Source organism: Gabonibacter massiliensis, from assembly GCA_001487125.1.
In the GTDB taxonomy this organism is placed as follows: domain Bacteria; phylum Bacteroidota; class Bacteroidia; order Bacteroidales; family Marinifilaceae; genus Gabonibacter; species Gabonibacter massiliensis.
In genome coordinates, this window is sequence record LN913011.1 from 283,346 (window position 1) to 300,812 (window position 17,467).

General features: G+C 42.5%; 14 protein-coding genes. 10 read left to right on the plus strand and 4 right to left on the minus strand.

What is annotated here, in order from left to right; all coding sequences use genetic code 11:
- The first annotated feature begins 12 nt into the window (after positions 1–12).
- Both BN3283_RS02070 and BN3283_RS02075 read left to right on the plus strand, forming a co-directional pair.
- On the plus strand, positions 13–1,593 hold the full coding sequence (locus BN3283_RS02070; protein WP_147625516.1) for a hypothetical protein: 1,581 nt from the start codon (positions 13–15) through the stop codon (positions 1,591–1,593).
- Positions 1,594–1,611: 18 nt separating this feature from the next.
- Positions 1,612–3,006, plus strand: coding sequence for a DUF5723 family protein (locus BN3283_RS02075; RefSeq protein WP_059025479.1), 1,395 nt, complete (start codon positions 1,612–1,614; stop codon positions 3,004–3,006).
- 35 nt (positions 3,007–3,041) lie between these two features.
- On the opposite strand, the gene BN3283_RS02080 is transcribed toward BN3283_RS02075, so the two are convergent.
- A complete protein-coding gene (locus tag BN3283_RS02080) occupies positions 3,042–4,292 on the minus strand; it encodes an aminotransferase class I/II-fold pyridoxal phosphate-dependent enzyme (protein ID WP_041502273.1) in 1,251 nt (416 codons plus the stop codon).
- A gap of 195 nt (positions 4,293–4,487) precedes the next feature.
- Here BN3283_RS02080 and BN3283_RS02085 point away from each other — a divergent pair, with 195 nt between their 5' ends.
- The 5 genes from BN3283_RS02085 (at position 4,488) to pyrI (ending at position 8,645) form a co-directional block, all read left to right on the plus strand.
- A complete protein-coding gene (locus BN3283_RS02085) occupies positions 4,488–5,363 on the plus strand; it encodes an outer membrane protein assembly factor BamD (RefSeq protein ID WP_052634406.1) in 876 nt (291 codons plus the stop codon).
- 17 nt (positions 5,364–5,380) lie between these two features.
- On the plus strand, positions 5,381–5,737 hold the full coding sequence (locus BN3283_RS02090; RefSeq protein WP_041502272.1) for a DNA-directed RNA polymerase subunit omega: 357 nt from the start codon (positions 5,381–5,383) through the stop codon (positions 5,735–5,737).
- Between the two features lie 98 nt (positions 5,738–5,835).
- Positions 5,836–7,032, plus strand: coding sequence for a bifunctional phosphopantothenoylcysteine decarboxylase/phosphopantothenate--cysteine ligase CoaBC (gene coaBC, locus BN3283_RS02095; RefSeq protein ID WP_059025522.1), 1,197 nt, complete (start codon positions 5,836–5,838; stop codon positions 7,030–7,032).
- Positions 7,033–7,260: 228 nt separating this feature from the next.
- A complete protein-coding gene (pyrB, locus tag BN3283_RS02100) occupies positions 7,261–8,172 on the plus strand; it encodes an aspartate carbamoyltransferase (protein WP_041502271.1) in 912 nt (303 codons plus the stop codon).
- A 14-nt stretch (positions 8,173–8,186) separates the two neighbouring features.
- Entirely contained in the window at positions 8,187–8,645 is a 459-nt protein-coding gene (gene pyrI / locus BN3283_RS02105; protein ID WP_041502483.1) for an aspartate carbamoyltransferase regulatory subunit, read from the plus strand.
- A gap of 102 nt (positions 8,646–8,747) precedes the next feature.
- Here the strand turns inward: pyrI and BN3283_RS02110 are convergent, their stop codons facing one another.
- Entirely contained in the window at positions 8,748–9,041 is a 294-nt protein-coding gene (locus BN3283_RS02110) for an HU family DNA-binding protein (RefSeq protein ID WP_041502270.1), read from the minus strand.
- 341 nt (positions 9,042–9,382) lie between these two features.
- On the opposite strand from BN3283_RS02110, the gene BN3283_RS02115 reads away from it, so the two are divergent.
- Positions 9,383–9,991, plus strand: coding sequence for a recombinase family protein (locus BN3283_RS02115; RefSeq protein ID WP_041502269.1), 609 nt, complete (start codon positions 9,383–9,385; stop codon positions 9,989–9,991).
- Between the two features lie 150 nt (positions 9,992–10,141).
- Here BN3283_RS02115 and pruA read toward each other — a convergent pair whose 3' ends face one another.
- Complete coding sequence (pruA, locus tag BN3283_RS02120) at positions 10,142–11,773, minus strand: L-glutamate gamma-semialdehyde dehydrogenase (protein WP_059025481.1); 1,632 nt, start codon at positions 11,771–11,773, stop codon at positions 10,142–10,144.
- 294 nt (positions 11,774–12,067) lie between these two features.
- Between pruA and BN3283_RS02125 the strand changes: the two genes are divergently transcribed.
- Positions 12,068–14,026, plus strand: coding sequence for an ABC-F family ATP-binding cassette domain-containing protein (locus BN3283_RS02125; protein WP_059025482.1), 1,959 nt, complete (start codon positions 12,068–12,070; stop codon positions 14,024–14,026).
- Between the two features lie 10 nt (positions 14,027–14,036).
- Positions 14,037–14,780, plus strand: coding sequence for a 23S rRNA (guanosine(2251)-2'-O)-methyltransferase RlmB (gene rlmB, locus BN3283_RS02130; RefSeq protein ID WP_041502266.1), 744 nt, complete (start codon positions 14,037–14,039; stop codon positions 14,778–14,780).
- Between the two features lie 34 nt (positions 14,781–14,814).
- Here rlmB and BN3283_RS02135 read toward each other — a convergent pair whose 3' ends face one another.
- Positions 14,815–17,379: a putative LPS assembly protein LptD gene (locus BN3283_RS02135; protein ID WP_059025483.1), complete on the minus strand. Its 2,565-nt coding sequence runs from the start codon at positions 17,377–17,379 to the stop codon at positions 14,815–14,817.
- Positions 17,380–17,467: the final 88 nt, after the last annotated feature.

The window sequence follows — 17,467 nt, forward strand, 5'->3', positions numbered from 1 at the left end:
TAACTGTAATTTATGACAAAAGTGTGTGTGTGGAAACACTACCTGATAATCGCATTATTGGGTATGTGTATTATTTCTTGTGGCGATTCGGAGCTTTTTAACTCGGACAAAATGACCGAAGCTATCGAATGGGAGCCTGATTTTATACTGCCGGTAGGACATGGGAATTATACCATGTGGGATTTATTGAATCCTTATGATCCGGAAGAGTCGATGATCGAACGTGATAACCGGATTATCATTAATTACGAAGAAAAAGAGATCGTGCGTTTGGAAGCGAAAGATTTCTGGGATATGCCGGAACAACAAATTTCGTTGAACACAAATCTTATTTTATCTTTAACTCCAATTACCGGGAATTTACCCGGGGACATTCATATCCCCGGTCAGGGGGGTGAGGCTCATTTTGATTTCGGAGAAATCGGAAAACTCTCCTTTCTTTCGGCCAAGGTAAGGTTTTCCGGGGAGCTTCCGGCTTGTTCCTTTAGTTATGTCGTAACGTTGACCCTGCCCGACGTGCAAGATGAGGCAGGTAATCCTTTTAGGATGGAACGCGTTGTAAACGCGAATCAAGCGGGTATCTTTTTCGAAGATCGGGAGTTGGAGTTCGATATGAGTGAGGAGAGCGACCGGATTCGTTATCGGATCGACTTTTTTATTCCGAAAGATCAAGAGGTGGAAATAGCGGCCGGGGAGTCCTTGAAGTTGGAATTTTTATTATCTGACGTCGTGTTCCATAAGGTTATCGGGCAGATAAATCCTCCGATGATCCCTATTGATCCGGGATGTTTTGAAATGAATATCGATTTTTGGAATGATATAACGGGTGATTTTTATTTTGCGGATCCCTCGTTGAAATTGATTTTGAAGAGCCGGGGAATTGATATCCCGATTAAACTGGATCCTGCTTTTATAGCTTATAAAGAAGGAGAAACAAGACACTTCACGGGAGGACCGCTTCTCTTCGATACGTTTAATGAGACGGGCGAAACGGTAAACGAAAAGGGGTATACGAAGGATAATTCCAATGTGGACGAATTACTTTCCCTACCGCCTAAAGATTCCGTTGCGTATAGCGGTAATATAATAATTAATGAAGGAGGGGTGCAAACAGCGTGTGTCATTGAGGAAAACGCGGAACTATCGGCCGATGTGAAAGTGGAGATACCGCTTTACTTTAGCGCCGAGAATCTTACTTTCCGGGATACCATTAAAGATATAGATTTGGATAATCCGGACCAGATTAAAAAGATGGCCTTGATTTTAAGGGCCAAGAACGGTACTCCTTTGAAAATCGGGGTAAAGGAGTTCTTGATGGTGGATGAGAATTTTCAGGAGGTAGACCGGATCAATGCGGATGAATTGATCGATGTGCCGGAGATCGATGCCGACGGTAATGTCATTGCCGTAAAGGAGGGGGAACATATCGTGGAGCTGTCCGAGACCAATATAGATAATTTGGAACGAACGAAACATCTGATATTGATCGCCAGCATGATGACAGCCGGTGACGGACAAATTCCGGTAGAAGTGAAAGCGGACGCCAAACTTGAATTGAAAGTGTTAGTGAAGGTCAAACTCGGTATCAAGTAAGATTAAAATGTATCCAAAATGAAAAAAATAATTACTATTATATCTTTTTTTCTTGTCCTCTTTCCTTGTTTCGTGATGGCTCAGGACGGGAACAATACGCTTTATTTTTTATCCAATTCTCCTCAACGGGTGAAATTGAACCCGGCTTATCAACCGGAGTATAAAACTTACGTGGGAATACCCGGACTAAGCGGTATTTCTTTGAATTTCAGCAATGCCTTTAAGGTTGACGACCTGTTAAGATGGGGAACGGGAGACAAGGCGGATTCCGTAATCTACGATGTGAACCGTTTGCATAAGGCTTTGCGGGAGAAGAATTCCCTCGTTTTGAACACGGAAGTACCTATTTTAGCCATCGGTTTTCGAATTAATTCCTGGTATGCAACTTTCGATATCACCCAAAAGAATGATATTGTCTTTAGTTTTAATAAAGATATTATCACCTTCTTCAAGGAAGGTAATGCGAATTATCTTGGTCAGACGTTTGACTGGGGTGGTTTGGGGTTAAAAGTAACGGCATACAATGAAATAGGTTTCGGATTATCCAAGAGAGTAAATGACCGGTTGACCGTCGGAGGACGTTTTAAGGTTTTATTCGGGATTGCCAATGCCGATATGACCGATTCGAAGATGGGGGTTTACTCTTCGCCGGACGGAGATACGATCCGACTCTCTTCCCGTCAGAATATTCGCGTCTCGGCTCCGATAAAGTACACGAAAGACGGGGAGTACGTGGAGTGGGATAATATTGAGTTTGATGAGGATGCCGTCGATGCCAAATTTCTTATCGGAACAGGTAATCTGGGATTTGGCGTGGATTTGGGTGCTCAGTATAAATTGCTGGACAAGCTGACCCTGTATGCGAGTGTGTTGGATTTAGGTTTTATCCGTTGGGAAGAGAATACTTATAATTTCAAACAAAACACAAGTTTTGATTGGACAGGGGCCGATCTTTCCAATAGTCTTAATAAGGATGATCCGAATTATAAGGATTTCGGCGATGCCTTTGAGGAGATGACCGATTCATTGGAAAATCGTTTCCGGTTAACGGATAAGCAGGCGGCCTATACTACGATGCTGAACGCGAAAATATACGCGGGTGCAACTTATCAGTTGAAAGAGTGGGTTAATTTCGGTGGTCTCTTAAAAGCCTCGGTCATGGATGGACGTTTCTTTCCCGCGATAACCTTGTCCGCTAATTTACGCCCGATTCGGAATATCGGCGCTTCGGTATCTTATTCTATGATAAATGGAGATTTTGCTAATGTGGGAGCGGCATTAACGGCTAAATTCGGTCCGTTCCAGTTTTTCGTGGTGACGGATAATGTCTTGGCGGCCAATTATACGAGTACTCGGACGGCGAGTGCGCGATTCGGCTTTAATCTGCTTTTCGGACATTACCAGAGAAGATGAAGTAAAAAAAAGCCCGCCTGTTTGGCGGGCTTTTTTTATAGAGCGTTGGCATCGACCACCGTCTCTTTATTGTATTCTCCGTTGGCTAATTTTTTGGCCACGGCTTTAAAGGCTTGTACCGTATATTCCACATCCTCCATCGTATGCATGGCAGTTGGAATCAGGCGAAGTAGCAATTGTCCTTTGGGAATCACCGGATAAACCACGATAGAACAGAAAAGATTGTAATTTTCTCTTAAATCCATGGCTACTTGAGTTCCTTCGGCAACACTACCGGATAGGTAAACGGGAGTAACCGGAGAGTTCGTTTTGCCGATGTTTAAACCGTCTGCTTTCAATCCGCTCTGTAAAGCCCGGACGATCGTCCACAATTTTTCTCTTAATTCCGGCTTGCTTCTCAGCAACTCCAGCCTTTTGATGGCTCCTTCCACCATGGGCATGGGTAAGGATTTGGCAAACGTTTGGGAACGCATATTGTATCTCAGGTACATGCATATATCTTCTTCACAGGCAATAAAAGCCCCGATGCCTGCCATCGCTTTGGCGAAGGTCGCAAAGTAGAGGTCTATTTGGTCCATTACCCCGAAATGATCTCCGGTTCCCGCACCGTTCGGTCCCATCGTCCCGAAACCGTGTGCGTCATCGACCAACAGCCGGAAATTGAAATCTTTTTTCATGGCCACGATCTCGTCTAATTTTCCCAAGTCTCCGGCCATTCCGAAAAGACCTTCCGTTATGACGAGAATACCCCCTCCGGTTCCTTCTACCCATTTGGTAGCCCGTTCGAGTTGTTTACGCAGACTCTCCATATCGTTATGTTGGTATACATAACGTTTTGCCGGAGATAAACGCAGGCCGTCCATAATGCAGGCATGGTCTTCGGCATCGTAAACGATACAGTCATGACGGCAAGTCATAGCGTCAATAATAGAGACCATACCCTGATACCCGAAATTCAATAAAAATGCATCCGGTTTGCCTACGAAGTCGGCTAATTGGGATTCCAAATATTCATGACGGGAAGTTTGTCCACTCATCATGCGGGCTCCCATAGGATAAGCCATGCCGTATTTTGCCGCAGCTTCGGCATCCGCTTTTCTTACTTCAGGATCGTTAGCGAGACCGATATAATTATTTAAACTCCAGTTTAACATTTCTTTCCCGCGGAATTTCATCCTGGGACCGATTTCTCCTTCTAATTTCGGAAATGAAAAATAGCCATGAGCTTGCTTGGCATATTGTCCAATATTTCCTTTCTGATTTTTTACTCTTTCAAAAATGTCCACGTCGATAATATTTTGAAATTCTTAAATTTTTGATACAAATACGAAGCAAAGGTAACTAAAAATTCTTATAATGGAGGATTTCTTTTTGAAAAGTTGTTTTTGTCTTTTACTCTGTTTTTTCAAAAAGAAATGTGGATGAACTTATTGCATATTGATATTTATAGATTATCTTTGCGTGATGCAAAAACAGCGCTTATGATGAAGAATTTTTTAGGTTTTCTGCTTGTTATCGTACTAATGAGTTCCTGTGGGGAGTACCAAAAACTTTTGAAGAGTGGGGATTATTCTCTTATGTATAAAAAGGCGGTGGAATATTATAATAAAGGAGATTATACAAGGGCTTTGAATTTGTTTGACGGTATTCGGACTGTCTTCGCGGGAACCGCAAGAGCCCAAACCATAGCATATTACCGGGCTTTTTGTACCTATAACCAGAAAGATTACGAAAATGCGGCCGAACTGTTTAAGCAGTTTGTGGCGATGTTTCCGGAAAGTTCCTACATGGAAGAGTGTCTGTATATGATGGGATATTGTAATTATTTGGCTTCGCCGAGAGTGCGTTTGGATCAGACGACAACGGAAAAGGCCATGAGTAATTTCCAACTGTACCTGAGTCGTTATCCTAATTCTACGCGTAAGGAGTTAATAAATAAATACATGGATGACATGAGAGATAAACTCTCTTACAAAGCTTATTTGGGAGCGGAAAACTATTATTTGCGGGAACATTACAAGGCCGCTGTCGTCAGCCTGGAGAATTGTCTGAAAGATTTCCCCGGAACGAAATACCGGGAGAGAATCATGTGGATGTTGTTTAATTCCAAATACGAGATGGCTGTGAATAGCGTGGAGGATAAAAAATACGAACGTTACACGGCAGCGAAAGAAGAGTATTACTATTTCGTGGATGAGTATCCCAATAGTGTGTATGCGAAGGAGATGGCCAAGAAATACGAAGTATTGAACGATTTCCTGAAACAATACGACGATCCGGACGAATACAAGGAGGATGAGCTGAACAGTCAAACGGATTCCGCGCATCAAGAAGGTCAGAATAATCAGAATAAATAATTATATTCAAATTAACCATGGTAGATTTTAAGAAAGTAAAGGCACCGAATAATACCATTACAAGGAATACGGCTGCGTTAGCCGGTAAGGCGGATAATATTTATGAAGCTGTTGCTGTCATTGGAAAACGTGCCAATCAGATTTCGGTTGAAATGAAAGAAGAGTTGAGCAGGAAACTTCAGGAGTTTGCCTCGTACGCGGATAATTTGGAGGAGATATTTGAAAATCGCGAACAGATCGAGATTTCCAAGTATTACGAGCGTATTCCTAAACCGGTGTTGATCGCTACTCAGGAGTTTGAGGATGGCGAACTTTATTTTCGTAATCCGGCAAAGGAAAAAGGAGGGGTAAAGTCGGAGGAAGAGGAAGAATAGAGTAAGACGGATAACGGGAGGATTATCAGAGAAGATAAAAGGGCTGTCGGATGAATTTTCGGACAGCCTCTTTTTTTCAGGTGATTAAAAAAAGAATTATGTTACAGGGAAAAAATATCATATTGGGAGTAACGGGAAGTATTGCGGCCTATAAGGCAGCTCCGTTAATACGAGGCTTAGTGAAAGAAGGGGCTAACGTTAAGGTAATAATGACGCCTTTGGCAAAGGAATTCATCACCCCTTTGACTTTAGCCACGTTGTCGAAGAATCCTATTCTGGTGGATTTTTATGATCCCGAAAATGGAGATTGGAATTCGCATGTGGATTTGGGGTTGTGGGCGGATGCCTATCTGATCGCTCCGGCAACCGCTAATACAATCGGTAAGATGGCCGCCGGTATAGCGGATAATTTGTTGTTGACAACCTATTTGTCTGCTAAGTGTCCGGTTATAGTGGCTCCTGCCATGGACCTGGATATGTATCTTCATCCGGCGACTCAACGGAATCTACAAATATTGAAATCTTACGGGAATTTGATTATCGAACCTGAAAACGGAGAGCTGGCAAGCGGATTAATCGGGAAGGGAAGAATGGAGGAGCCCGATCAGATCGTGTCTTTTATGAGCCGTTTTTTTGCTGCAGACGCGCGTTATGCTGGTAAAAAAGTGTTGGTTACGGCAGGACCTACCTATGAAAAAATAGATCCCGTACGTTTTATCGGCAACTACTCTTCCGGGAAAATGGGATTTGCCATAGCCGAAGAGATGGCTGCCCGGGGGGCTGAAGTTACGCTTATTGCCGGTCCGGTAAATCTGAAATTATCCAATAAACGGATCCGGAGAATAGATGTGGAGTCGGCGTCCGAAATGTATCGGGCGGCTATCGAGGTGTTTCCGGAGAGCGATATTGCTGTTTTGAGTGCTGCCGTGGCGGATTTTACCCCTATGGAACGGGCTGTTGTAAAATTGAAACGGGGAGAAGATGATTTGAAGTTGGAGTTGGCTCCGACAAGAGATATCGCGGCTGAGTTGGGGCGAAAGAAGAGAGCGGGGCAGTGGTTGATCGGATTCGCGTTGGAAACTAACGACGAGGAGAATAATGCTGTTTCGAAAATGAAGAGGAAAAATTTGGATTTAATCGTGTTGAATAGCTTGCGGGATGAAGGGGCCGGTTTCGGGGGAGATACCAATAAGGTGACATTGATCGATAAGGAGGAGAATAAATTGATTTACGATTTGAAAACAAAATCGGAAGTGGCTATTGATATTGCGGATCGGATAGCGGAATTTTTTTAATAAATTGCGAAAATAGTTTGTTCGGGATAGAAATATATCTATATTTGTATTCCGATATGAAGATTGAACATCAAAATATTCGGCATACGTTTTATTCTTGCCTCCAGTTTAGGCAGAAAAGGGGAAGCCGTTTTGATAAGATATTAAAGACCAACATTGTTTCGATAGCATTGTTGGTTTTTTTTTGTGGATAAACGTTTAAGCAAACATCTTTAATATATAAACAATATGAACAAACGTAGTTTAGTATCCATTACCGATTACTCGAAAGAGGAGATTCTGGAAGTTTTGAAAATCGCTTCAGAATTTGAAAAAAATCCGAACCGCAATTTATTGGCCGGTAAGGTAGTTGCTTCCTTGTTTTTCGAACCTTCAACACGTACCAGGTTGAGTTTCGAGACTGCAATTAGTCGCATGGGGGGAAGGATTGTAGGATTTTCCGATGCTTCTTCTTCCAGTACAACAAAAGGAGAATCTTTGAAAGATACGACGAAAATGGTGGATAATTACTGCGATTTGATCGTAATGCGCCATCCTTTGGAGGGAGCTGCCCGTTTTGCAAGTGAGGTCGCTTCCGTACCTGTAATTAATGCTGGGGACGGAGCCAATCAGCATCCGACCCAAACAATGCTCGATCTTTATTCGATCTATAAGACACAGGGAACTTTGGAGAACCTGAATATTTTTATGGTGGGAGACTTAAAATACGGAAGAACGGTACATTCTTTATTGCAAGCGATGAGTCATTTTAATCCGACGTTCCATTTTATCTCGCCCAAAGAGTTGGAAATGCCGGCTGCTTATAAATTGTTCCTGGATGAATTGCATATTCCCTACTATGAACATACGGAATTGGATGAGGTAATTAATGAGGCGGATATCCTTTATATGACCCGGGTGCAACGAGAAAGATTTGCCGATCCGTTAGAGTACGAAAAAGTGAAGAACGTCTATATTTTAAAGAATGCCATGCTGAGCGGAACGAAACCGAATATGCGTATTTTACATCCGCTACCCCGGGTAAACGAAATCGATGAAGATGTGGATGAGAACGAAAAGGCTTACTATTTCCAACAAGCATTGAATGGTGTTTATACCCGTCAGGCAATTATATTTAAGGCATTAGATTTAAAATGGTAATAAAGAAAAAAGATATGGCAGCAAAAAAAGAGTTACAGGTAAGTGCCGTGGAAAACGGTACGGTGATTGACCACATCCCTGCTGATAAATTGTTTGATGTGATTAATATTTTAGGTATTGAGCACACGGAGAATACCGTTACTTTCGGGTATAATTTGTCAAGTAGCAAATTCGGTAAAAAGGCGATTATTAAAATCTCCGATAAATTTTTGAGAGACGATGAAATTAATAAGTTGGCCTTGGTAGCACCTTCTGCAAAAATCAATATTATTAAAGATTTTGAAGTGGCGGAAAAAAAGACGGTTAGTGTTCCGGAACGCGTGGAAGGTATTGTGAAATGCGTGAATCCGAAATGTATCACGAATAATCAGCATGTTCGGACAAAATTCGTTGTGGTGGGAAGCGAACCTATCGTGTTAAAATGTCATTACTGTGAAAAATTGACGGATCAGGAGCATATCGTGATTATTTAATTAACGGATAAGTAGAAAAAAACTGCGTTGGCGGTTTTGACTTACAAGGGCAAGACATTAAAATCTTGCCCTTATTTTTTAGAACTCCGTGACTATTATCTTCTAATTCGAAACCTGTGCTTTGTTTTTTTGTTGTAGTTTGAGGGACTTGCTGGTAATGAACTTAATGAATTCCCTGGGCACGGCATCTTCTACTTCATGGGTGCTCAGATTGAAACGTCCCCGCGGCTTTTGTTTTTTTACGGCTAAAGTCCCAAAATCGTGAATAGTGACGCTTTCTCCTGTTGCAAGAGATTCTCGGATTGTTTCAATGACCGTATTTACGATGTTGGCAGTTAATGTTTGTGTCAACCCACTTTTTAAGGCAACTTTTTTGGTAAGTTCTTTTTTATTCATGACGGTCCAAAAATAATGATTAACGTTATATATGATTCTATTAAGATAATTTATGATTGTTTCTTGCACACTTCTGTCATAATAATCGTTCCTTGTGATGGACAAATATAATAAATTTCAAAATAAAGAAAAAACACGATTTAAAAATATTCTATATAAAGAACTTAATCAGATGAAGAGAGTATAAATTCCATCTATAAAAACTACATAATTCCTGTCCGAAAAAGCGAACGTTTTATAAGACAAATTATCTTATTTTTTCGTCACTGATATTTAACTCTTTACATATGGGAAAGTTTGCAATTCTTTGTATAGGTGTTGTGAACTTTAATATGATAATTATGGTAATCGCTTATTTGAGGGTTAGTACGGGAAAACAACATTTAACTAATCAAAGGGAAGAAATTGTGAAGTATGCTTCACGAAAAGGTTTAAAAATCGAACGTTGGGTAACAGAAATCGTAAGTGGAAAAAAGAAAGAGAAAGAGAGGAAACTGGGGAAATTGATGGGTGGGTTGCAGAAAGGTGACGTGTTGATTGTCACCGAACTCTCCCGTTTGAGTCGGACGCTGTTGGATATTATGTCTATTCTGAATCGGTGTCTTGAAAAAGAGATTATTATTTACAGTACCAAAGACGGCTATGCTTTTGACAACAGTATCAACAGCAAAGTTTTGGCGTTTGCTTTTGCATTAGTTGCGGAAATAGAACACAATCTGATATCGATGAGAACCAGGGAAGCTTTGGCCGTAAGAAAAGCGGAGGGTGTTAAATTAGGACGTCCGAGAGGTACCACCAAACAAGATTTCTTGCTTGAACGTCGAAAGGAGATCGAGAAAATGTATCAGGCGGGTAAGTCGATTTCTTATATTTGTCGTCATTATAAGGTTTCCAGAGAAACATTTTATACGGCCAATCGCAATTACCATCTTATAGAACAGAATAAATAAAGGTGCTGAAGAGCAGCACCTTTATTCTATTTTTGTGATTTTGTTCTAAATATTTTAATAAAATACTTATAATTCACTTCATTTCATGATTGTAAGCGAAAATTCTCTGGTTGAAGATCGACAAACCGAAATCTGCGTTTGCCTGTTGATTTATTCTTCCAGAAAATTCGGATACATGTAATTGGTTGCGGGAACGAACGTTTCTTTAATTGCCTGAGGCGATACCCATCTTAAGAGATTGAATACGGTTCCTGCTTTGTCATTGGTTCCGGAAGCCCGTCCTCCGCCGAATGGTTGTTGATCCACAACGGCACCGGTCGGTTTATCGTTGATATAGAAATTACCTGCCGTGTGTGTCAAACGTTCTGTTAGTTTTTCTATACGGTTGCGATCATTGGAGAAAATGGCTCCCGTAAGGGCGTAAGCAGAACCTTTGTCGAGTATATCCAACGTCTCTTCTACCTTATCCGGCTCGTACACGTAAATGGTAATGATCGGGCCGAATAATTCTTCTTGCATGGTGATGTAATCCGGTTTTAGAGCACGGATAACCGTGGGTTGTATAAAATATCCGACGGATTTGTCATAAGTACCGCCGGCCACAATTTCTGCATCTTTGGAAGTCTTGGCTGCGTCGATGGTCGCGGATAGTTTGTTGAACGAGGTTTCGTCGATTACCGCATTGACAAAGTTTCTGAAGTCTTCTATTCCTCCGACTTTAATTTCGGCCAGATCTTTTTTCACCAATGTTTCGATCTCCGGCCATAGATTAGAAGGGATGTATGCTCTGGAAGCCGCAGAACATTTTTGTCCTTGATATTCAAAGGCTCCCCTTACGATTGCCGTCGCAACTTCTTTTGCTGAAGCGGTAGGATCGGCAAATATGTAATCCTTGCCTCCGGTTTCTCCTACGATTCGAGGGTAGGAGCGGTACTTGTCTATGTTATTTACTATATTAGCCCAAATATCGTTAAAGACGGCTGTCGAACCGGTAAAATGTACTCCGGCAAAATCTTTATGTTTGAAAATAACATCGGCAGCGGTGGGTCCGGAACAATATACCAGGTTGATGACTCCATCCGGAAGACCGGCTTCTTTCAATATCTCCATGATCAGGTGTGCCGAATACACGGCGGTTTTAGACGGTTTCCATACGCAAACGTTTCCCATTAGTGCGGGAGCTCCCGGTAAGTTTCCGGCGATGGAGGTAAAGTTGAATGGAGTAAGGGCAAAAATAAAACCTTCTAACGGACGCCATACGGTACGGTTCCAAATTCCGGGGGCGGAATTGGGTTGCATATGGTAGATCTCGTACATATTTTTTACATTATAGCGAAAGAAATCCGCCAGCTCGCACACGCAATCGATCTCTGCCTGAAAAGCATTTTTGGATTGTCCCAACATGGTGACCGCGTTCATTTTTTGGCGATAAGGACCTGTAAGCAGGTCTGCGGCCTTTAAAAAAATGGCAGCCCGGCTTTCCCATCCCATTTTTTCCCATGCCGGTTTGGCTTTTAATGCCGCCTCGATAGCCATTTGTACATGAGATGCATCGCCTTGATGATAATGTCCTAACAGATGCTTGTGGTCGTGGGGAGGACGAATGTCAGCCAATTTTCCCGTACGTACCTCTTTCCCCCCGATAATCATGGGAAGGTCTACGGTTGTTGCTTTTACTTCACTAATTTGTGTTTTTAACTCTTTTCTTTCCGGTGAACCAGGAGCATAGCTTTTGATCGGCTCGTTGGTAATGTTCGGTAGTCTGTAAACTCCTTTAGGCATTTTATATCAATTTTAGCAGTTAATATTATGTTTCTACAATTTTGTACCCCTTGTTTTAGGATGAATTTTTCAAATATAAAAAATATTTGACGTATAAAACAAGACAAATGTCAGTTTTTGAAATAGGGTTAAATAAAAATGAATCCGTTGTTAAGGCAATCTGCCTTGTTTTTACGATTGCATTTATTTAGGAGATGGACTATTTACGGACAAATTAAAGGGATACCTCTTGTTTGCGTGATTCAATAAAATAAGTTTCGTATATTTGCATCTTATTTAATTTTTTGAAGGGATATGATATCTGTCAACAATGTTAGCGTTTTATTTGGAGGTTTCTCGCTGTTGGAATCTGTTTCTTTTTTGGTCAACAAAAGAGATCGAATTGGTTTGACGGGGCGCAATGGAGCGGGTAAATCTACCTTATTAAAGATTCTGGCCGGCGTACAGGAGCCTTCGGAAGGAAATGTTGCCATGCCTTCTGATTTGAAAATTGGGTATTTACCTCAAACAAAAGTGTATGCCGAAGGAAAAACCGTCAGAAAAGAGGCGGAGTCGGCATTTGACGATCTGTTGGCTTTGCGGGGGGAGATCGAACGCTTGCACCTGGAGTTGGCCGAACGGACGGATTACGAGTCGGACGATTATATGAAGTTGATCGATAGATTGAATGTGAAAGACGAACAATTAAGGATGCGTGGCGGAGAGAATGTGAATGGGGAGGTCGAGGTCGTTTTGAAAGGCCTTGGGTTTCGACAGGAGGATTTGGATCGTCGATGCGAAGAGTTCAGCGGGGGATGGCGCATGCGTATAGAGCTGGCCAAGATATTGTTGGGACGTCCTGACGTTTTTCTATTGGATGAGCCGACCAATCATTTGGATATAGAATCTATTTCCTGGTTGGAGTCTTTTCTTCAAAGCTATCCGGGGGCTGTTGTGTTGGTATCGCATGATAGGGCGTTTTTAGATAATATTACGACGCGTACAATAGAAATTTCTTTGGGGAAGATATACGATTATAAGGTTTCTTATACGAGGTTCACGGAGTTGAGAAAGGAGCGTATTGAACAGCAGATGAGAGCTTACGAGAACCAACAGAAGCAGATCAAGGATACGGAAGATTTTATTGAACGTTTTCGTTATAAAGCGACCAAATCGGTGCAAGTCCAATCCAGGATCAAACAGTTGGATAAGATAGAGCGGATAGAGGTGGAGCCGGAGGATAAGGCCCGGATCTGCGTGCGTTTTCAGCCTGCAGTTCGTTCCGGGGACGTGGTCGTTCACGGCCGGGATTTGGTTAAGGCTTACGGAGATCATTTGGTGTTGAAAGATGTTGATATCGATATATTGCGGGGAGAGAAAGTGGCTTTCGTGGGACGTAATGGAGAGGGGAAAACGACGTTGGTACGGATGATTATGGACCAGATTCCATATGAAGGAACGCTGAAAATCGGTCATAACGTGAATATCGGTTATTTCGCGCAAAATCAAGCCGACTTGTTGGATTCCTCCTTGAGTGTTTTGGATACGGTGGATCAAGTGGCCGTCGGTGAGATCAGGAAAAAAATCCGGGACATCTTGGGTGCATTCCTCTTCTCCGGGGAGGAGGTGGAAAAAAAAGTAAGGGTGCTTTCCGGGGGAGAACGGACGCGTTTGGCTATGGTTCGTCTGTTACTGGAGCCTTATAACGTGTTGATCCTTGATGAGCCGACCAATCATCTGGATATGCGCACGAAGGATATCTTGAAGGAAGCGTTGAAAAAATTTGAAGGAACCGTAATTGTCGTCTCGCACGATCGGGATTTTCTGACCGGTCTGGCCGATAAGGTATATGAATTTGCGGATAAAAAAATAAAGGAACATCTGGGTGGGGTTACTCGTTTTCTGGAAACAAAAAAAATGGAGTGTTTCCGGGAATACGAGCGAATGCATCCGGGACGCGGCAAGGTTGTAAGCGTAGAAGAAAACGAGGAGAGTGTTTCGGAAAATAAGCAGGCATTTTTGGAACGGAAGCAGTTCAATAAGGAGATAAAGCGTGTTGAAGTCCGGGTCGGGAAGTTGGAAGAGGAGATTGCGACTTTGGAACATAAAATTGCGGATATCGAAGGGAAGATGTCCGAAGGGGTTGTAAATGAAGAGCTGCTTAAAATGTATGAGGAGAAAAAGTCGAGATTGGATCAGGCTATGAGTGAATGGAGCGAGGAGAACGAAAATTTAGAGCATTTGAAAGCTACAATTGATAATTATAAATCGTAAAATAATAGGTATGGCAAAATATAAACAAGAGTGTATATTCGGGCTTCGTGCCGTGATCGAGGCTATTCAACAGGAAAAGGAGATCGATAAGGTGATGTTTAAAAAGGGGTTGAGGGAAGGAGAACTCTTTCAGAAACTGTTCATTATGGTGAGAGATAAGGGGATCCCTTTTCAGTATGTACCCGAAGAGGTATTCAAACCTTTTGAAGGACGAAATCATCAGGGGGTATTGGCGGAAGTTTCTCCTATCACTTATCGGGATATCGATGAGGTGGTGGATCGGGTGCTCGCGGCCGGAGAGATGCCTTTGATCCTGATACTGGATCGCATCACGGATGTGCGTAACCTGGGTGGAATCGCCCGTACGGCAGAATGTGCCGGCGTGCATGCTCTTGTCATTCCGACTAAGAATTCGGCGAAGATATCGTCAGATGCCATTAAAACTTCGGCGGGTGCTCTCTATCATTTGCCGGTATGCCGGGAGCAAAATTTGAAGAAGGTGATCAAAGAGTTGAAACGTCGGGGGATGATGGTGTATGCTGCCAGTGAAAAAGGGGAGAAGTATTACACGGAGGTGGATATGAAAGAGGGGTGCGTTATCATTATGGGTTCGGAGGATACCGGGATCGACGAAGAGTTATTGAGACATGCCCATGAGCAGATAAAAATACCGCAGAAGGGAGATATTGAATCGTTAAACGTGTCTGCTGCTGCTGCCGTCGTTTTGTATGAAGCCGTCAGACAAAGAGGATAAGAAAAAAGGCATCCCCCCCTTGCGGGATGCTTTTTTATAGGTCATACCAGGAAGCTCTCTTGGTTAACTTTAAATCTTTTAGCATACTGGAGCGTACGTTGATCTGGAAATTATAAGACTGGTGTTGACCGAACGGGATACAGTTGAAACTCATTTCCCAACAATGCAGATCGCGTGTGATCTGGAAACTACTTGCTGAAATTTCTTTGGTGGCGAAGTTATAACCGCTGGTGAAACTGATTTTCCATTTAGGCGTTAAGGAGAAGTCTCCGTTGATGCCCATCATTTGTGTTACCGTGGATTTGAAAGCGGGTTTACTGTAGCTGAATGTATAATCGATATTGATGGACCAGGGAACATCGAAGTCTAAGTATTGCTCGTAGTACCCTCCGACCATTTCGTTTTTTTCCTCTTTGTTTTTACCGTTGTCCGCGGAAAAGTTGATACCGGTGCTGAGAGATGCGTTTGTGAGTCGCCCGATTCCTCCATGGTATTTATTCAATTTATTACCCTTTTCATCCAATGCGTAAGGATCTATGGTCCCCGTGAAATTGAGGTCGATTCTGCTATTGAATAATTTTGTCCGGGCACTTAAACCGATAGTACTGAATTTGAATTTTTCGGCGAATGGATTGTAACTGACTTGTATCCTAAAACTTTCTAATAATTTGATCTTCCGGAATTGTTCCTCGCCGGTCGTATCCTGATCGTTCCTCACTTTCATCTCGAGGTTGTTGTCCAAACTGAAACTGACACTTCCCGCCTGTTTACTGGTTTGAGTGGAAGGACGGTAAATCATACCCTCGTATATGGAATATTCCGTAACGGTAACCCCGTCGGTATAGGTTTTCGTGTAGTTCCCCAGCGGACTGATCGGTGGCGTATAGGACGCCGAGAGTGAAGGACGTATCACGTGCCGTATGGCATAGACCTTAGAACCCGGTTTAAACAGGAACATACCGTATATGGTCGGCGTATAGCCGATGGAAGCACTTGCGGAATAATCATGAGAATAGTTGACGCCCGGGATATCTCGCTGAACGAAATGTCCGCCGCTTGAAGTGGTGTCCGGAACCCATACTCTTTCAATTGTTTTCAGGTTCAAGTAGCCGTTATAATTGAGTGAAGGTGTGAGCGTGATGTCTTTTGCCAATTTAAAAGACAGGCTGAGGGGAATATTGTGTCTGAATCCGTTATTCCAGTCTCTGGTAAAGGAGGATTTGAACAGCTTGTCCTCTTTGGTTTGAATGTTATTCTTTAAATCGGCCGAATAAGAAATACCGATATTGTCATACCATTTCATCTCTCCTACTTTCCCTTTTTTGCGAAAAGGATAGATCTGGCTCATACGGAAACTCAGATTGGGCAGGGTAACGGATATGGATGAATCCTGACTGTTCTGATTATGATTGAACGAACCGCTTAAGCTAAACGGTTTTTCAGGCCATTTCTTGCTCCATGAGATACTGGATTGCTTTCGCTGATTGGCTATTTCGTTGATGTTGGTAGAGTTAAAATAGTTTTGGTTGGCAGAAGACATATCCACGGAAGCGGAAAATGTACTATAAGGATTTGCTTTTCCATCCTGAGAGTGGGTCCAACGTACGGACCAATCGCTTGACTCTTGATAATCGGGCATCCCTTTTTCGCTGACGTAGTTTTTACTCGTCGAAAAATCGAAATTACCGTTGAATTTGTAACGTTTTCTGTAGGTGGACCCTAATCTCACGCCCCAGGAGCCATTTGTGTATATGTCTCCGGTGATGGTAAGATCCATGTAATCGCTTATTGCGAAGTAGTACCCCCCGTTGCGTAAGTTAAACCCTCTCATCCTTTCTTCTCCGTAAGTAGGTATAATGATACCGGATGTTCCTTTTTTGGTGATCGGAAAATAAGCGAATGGAAGAAAGAGCGGAAGAGGTACGTCTTCCAAAACCAAGTTGGTGAAACCGGCGAAAACTTTTTTGTCCTTGATCATCTTGGCCTTGCTCATACGGAAATAGAAATGAGGATGGTCGTGCTCGTCGCAAGTCGTGTACCATCCGTTTTTTACGCAATAGACCGAGTCGCTTTGCTTTTTAGTTAATTTTCCCTGCAGGTATCCTTCTCCTTCTTGGGTGATGATCTCTTTCACGAAACCTTTACGGGTTTCAAAATTATACCGTAACTCTTTACTGTCAAACTCCTGTCCCCCGTCTTTGAAGTGCGGTTTACCGATCAGGGTTCCTGCCGTGTCGGGTACTCCGGAAGCAAAAGCCAATTTTTTTTCCATGTCCAAGTCGATATAATCGGCTTTTAATTCCGTTCTAATGTATTTGATGAGAGCATCCTTGTAAAAGAAAACTTTTTTGTCGGCAATGGAAAATCTGACAGAATCGGCTGATTCGTAAGTTATTAGGTCGTCAAATAATGGTTCTGCCTCCGGGGTGCTGTCTCTCCGGATGGTGTCGACAGGGTTTCCGATAGAATCATATACGATCCGAAGACTGTCTCCCGGTTGTCCAGTCGTATCAGCCGTCATATTCCATAGCGATCCCCCGAATAAATATTCGGCAGCAAAACTATTCGACGAGAGTATAATAGGCAGGGCAATAGCCATAAAAATGATGCATTTCTTAATAAAAAGCCCTGTATATAATCTAATTTGCAATTTAATATATTATTTTTGTGACTAATATTACTGACGT

What these genes read in the sequence shown, in the direction of transcription:
- BN3283_RS02085 (WP_052634406.1), top strand. Translation starts at nt 4,488, where the DNA reads ATGATGAAGAATTTTTTAGGTTTTCTGCTTGTTATCGTACTAATGAGT.
- pruA (WP_059025481.1), bottom strand. Translation starts at nt 11,773, where the DNA reads ATGCCTAAAGGAGTTTACAGACTACCGAACATTACCAACGAGCCGATC.
- BN3283_RS02070 (WP_147625516.1), top strand. Translation starts at nt 13, where the DNA reads ATGACAAAAGTGTGTGTGTGGAAACACTACCTGATAATCGCATTATTG.
- BN3283_RS02135 (WP_059025483.1), bottom strand. Translation starts at nt 17,379, where the DNA reads ATGGCTATTGCCCTGCCTATTATACTCTCGTCGAATAGTTTTGCTGCC.
- pyrI (WP_041502483.1), top strand. Translation starts at nt 8,187, where the DNA reads ATGGCAGCAAAAAAAGAGTTACAGGTAAGTGCCGTGGAAAACGGTACG.
- BN3283_RS02125 (WP_059025482.1), top strand. Translation starts at nt 12,068, where the DNA reads ATGATATCTGTCAACAATGTTAGCGTTTTATTTGGAGGTTTCTCGCTG.
- rlmB (WP_041502266.1), top strand. Translation starts at nt 14,037, where the DNA reads ATGGCAAAATATAAACAAGAGTGTATATTCGGGCTTCGTGCCGTGATC.
- coaBC (WP_059025522.1), top strand. Translation starts at nt 5,836, where the DNA reads ATGTTACAGGGAAAAAATATCATATTGGGAGTAACGGGAAGTATTGCG.
- BN3283_RS02090 (WP_041502272.1), top strand. Translation starts at nt 5,381, where the DNA reads ATGGTAGATTTTAAGAAAGTAAAGGCACCGAATAATACCATTACAAGG.
- BN3283_RS02115 (WP_041502269.1), top strand. Translation starts at nt 9,383, where the DNA reads ATGGTAATCGCTTATTTGAGGGTTAGTACGGGAAAACAACATTTAACT.
- BN3283_RS02110 (WP_041502270.1), bottom strand. Translation starts at nt 9,041, where the DNA reads ATGAATAAAAAAGAACTTACCAAAAAAGTTGCCTTAAAAAGTGGGTTG.
- pyrB (WP_041502271.1), top strand. Translation starts at nt 7,261, where the DNA reads ATGAACAAACGTAGTTTAGTATCCATTACCGATTACTCGAAAGAGGAG.
- BN3283_RS02075 (WP_059025479.1), top strand. Translation starts at nt 1,612, where the DNA reads ATGAAAAAAATAATTACTATTATATCTTTTTTTCTTGTCCTCTTTCCT.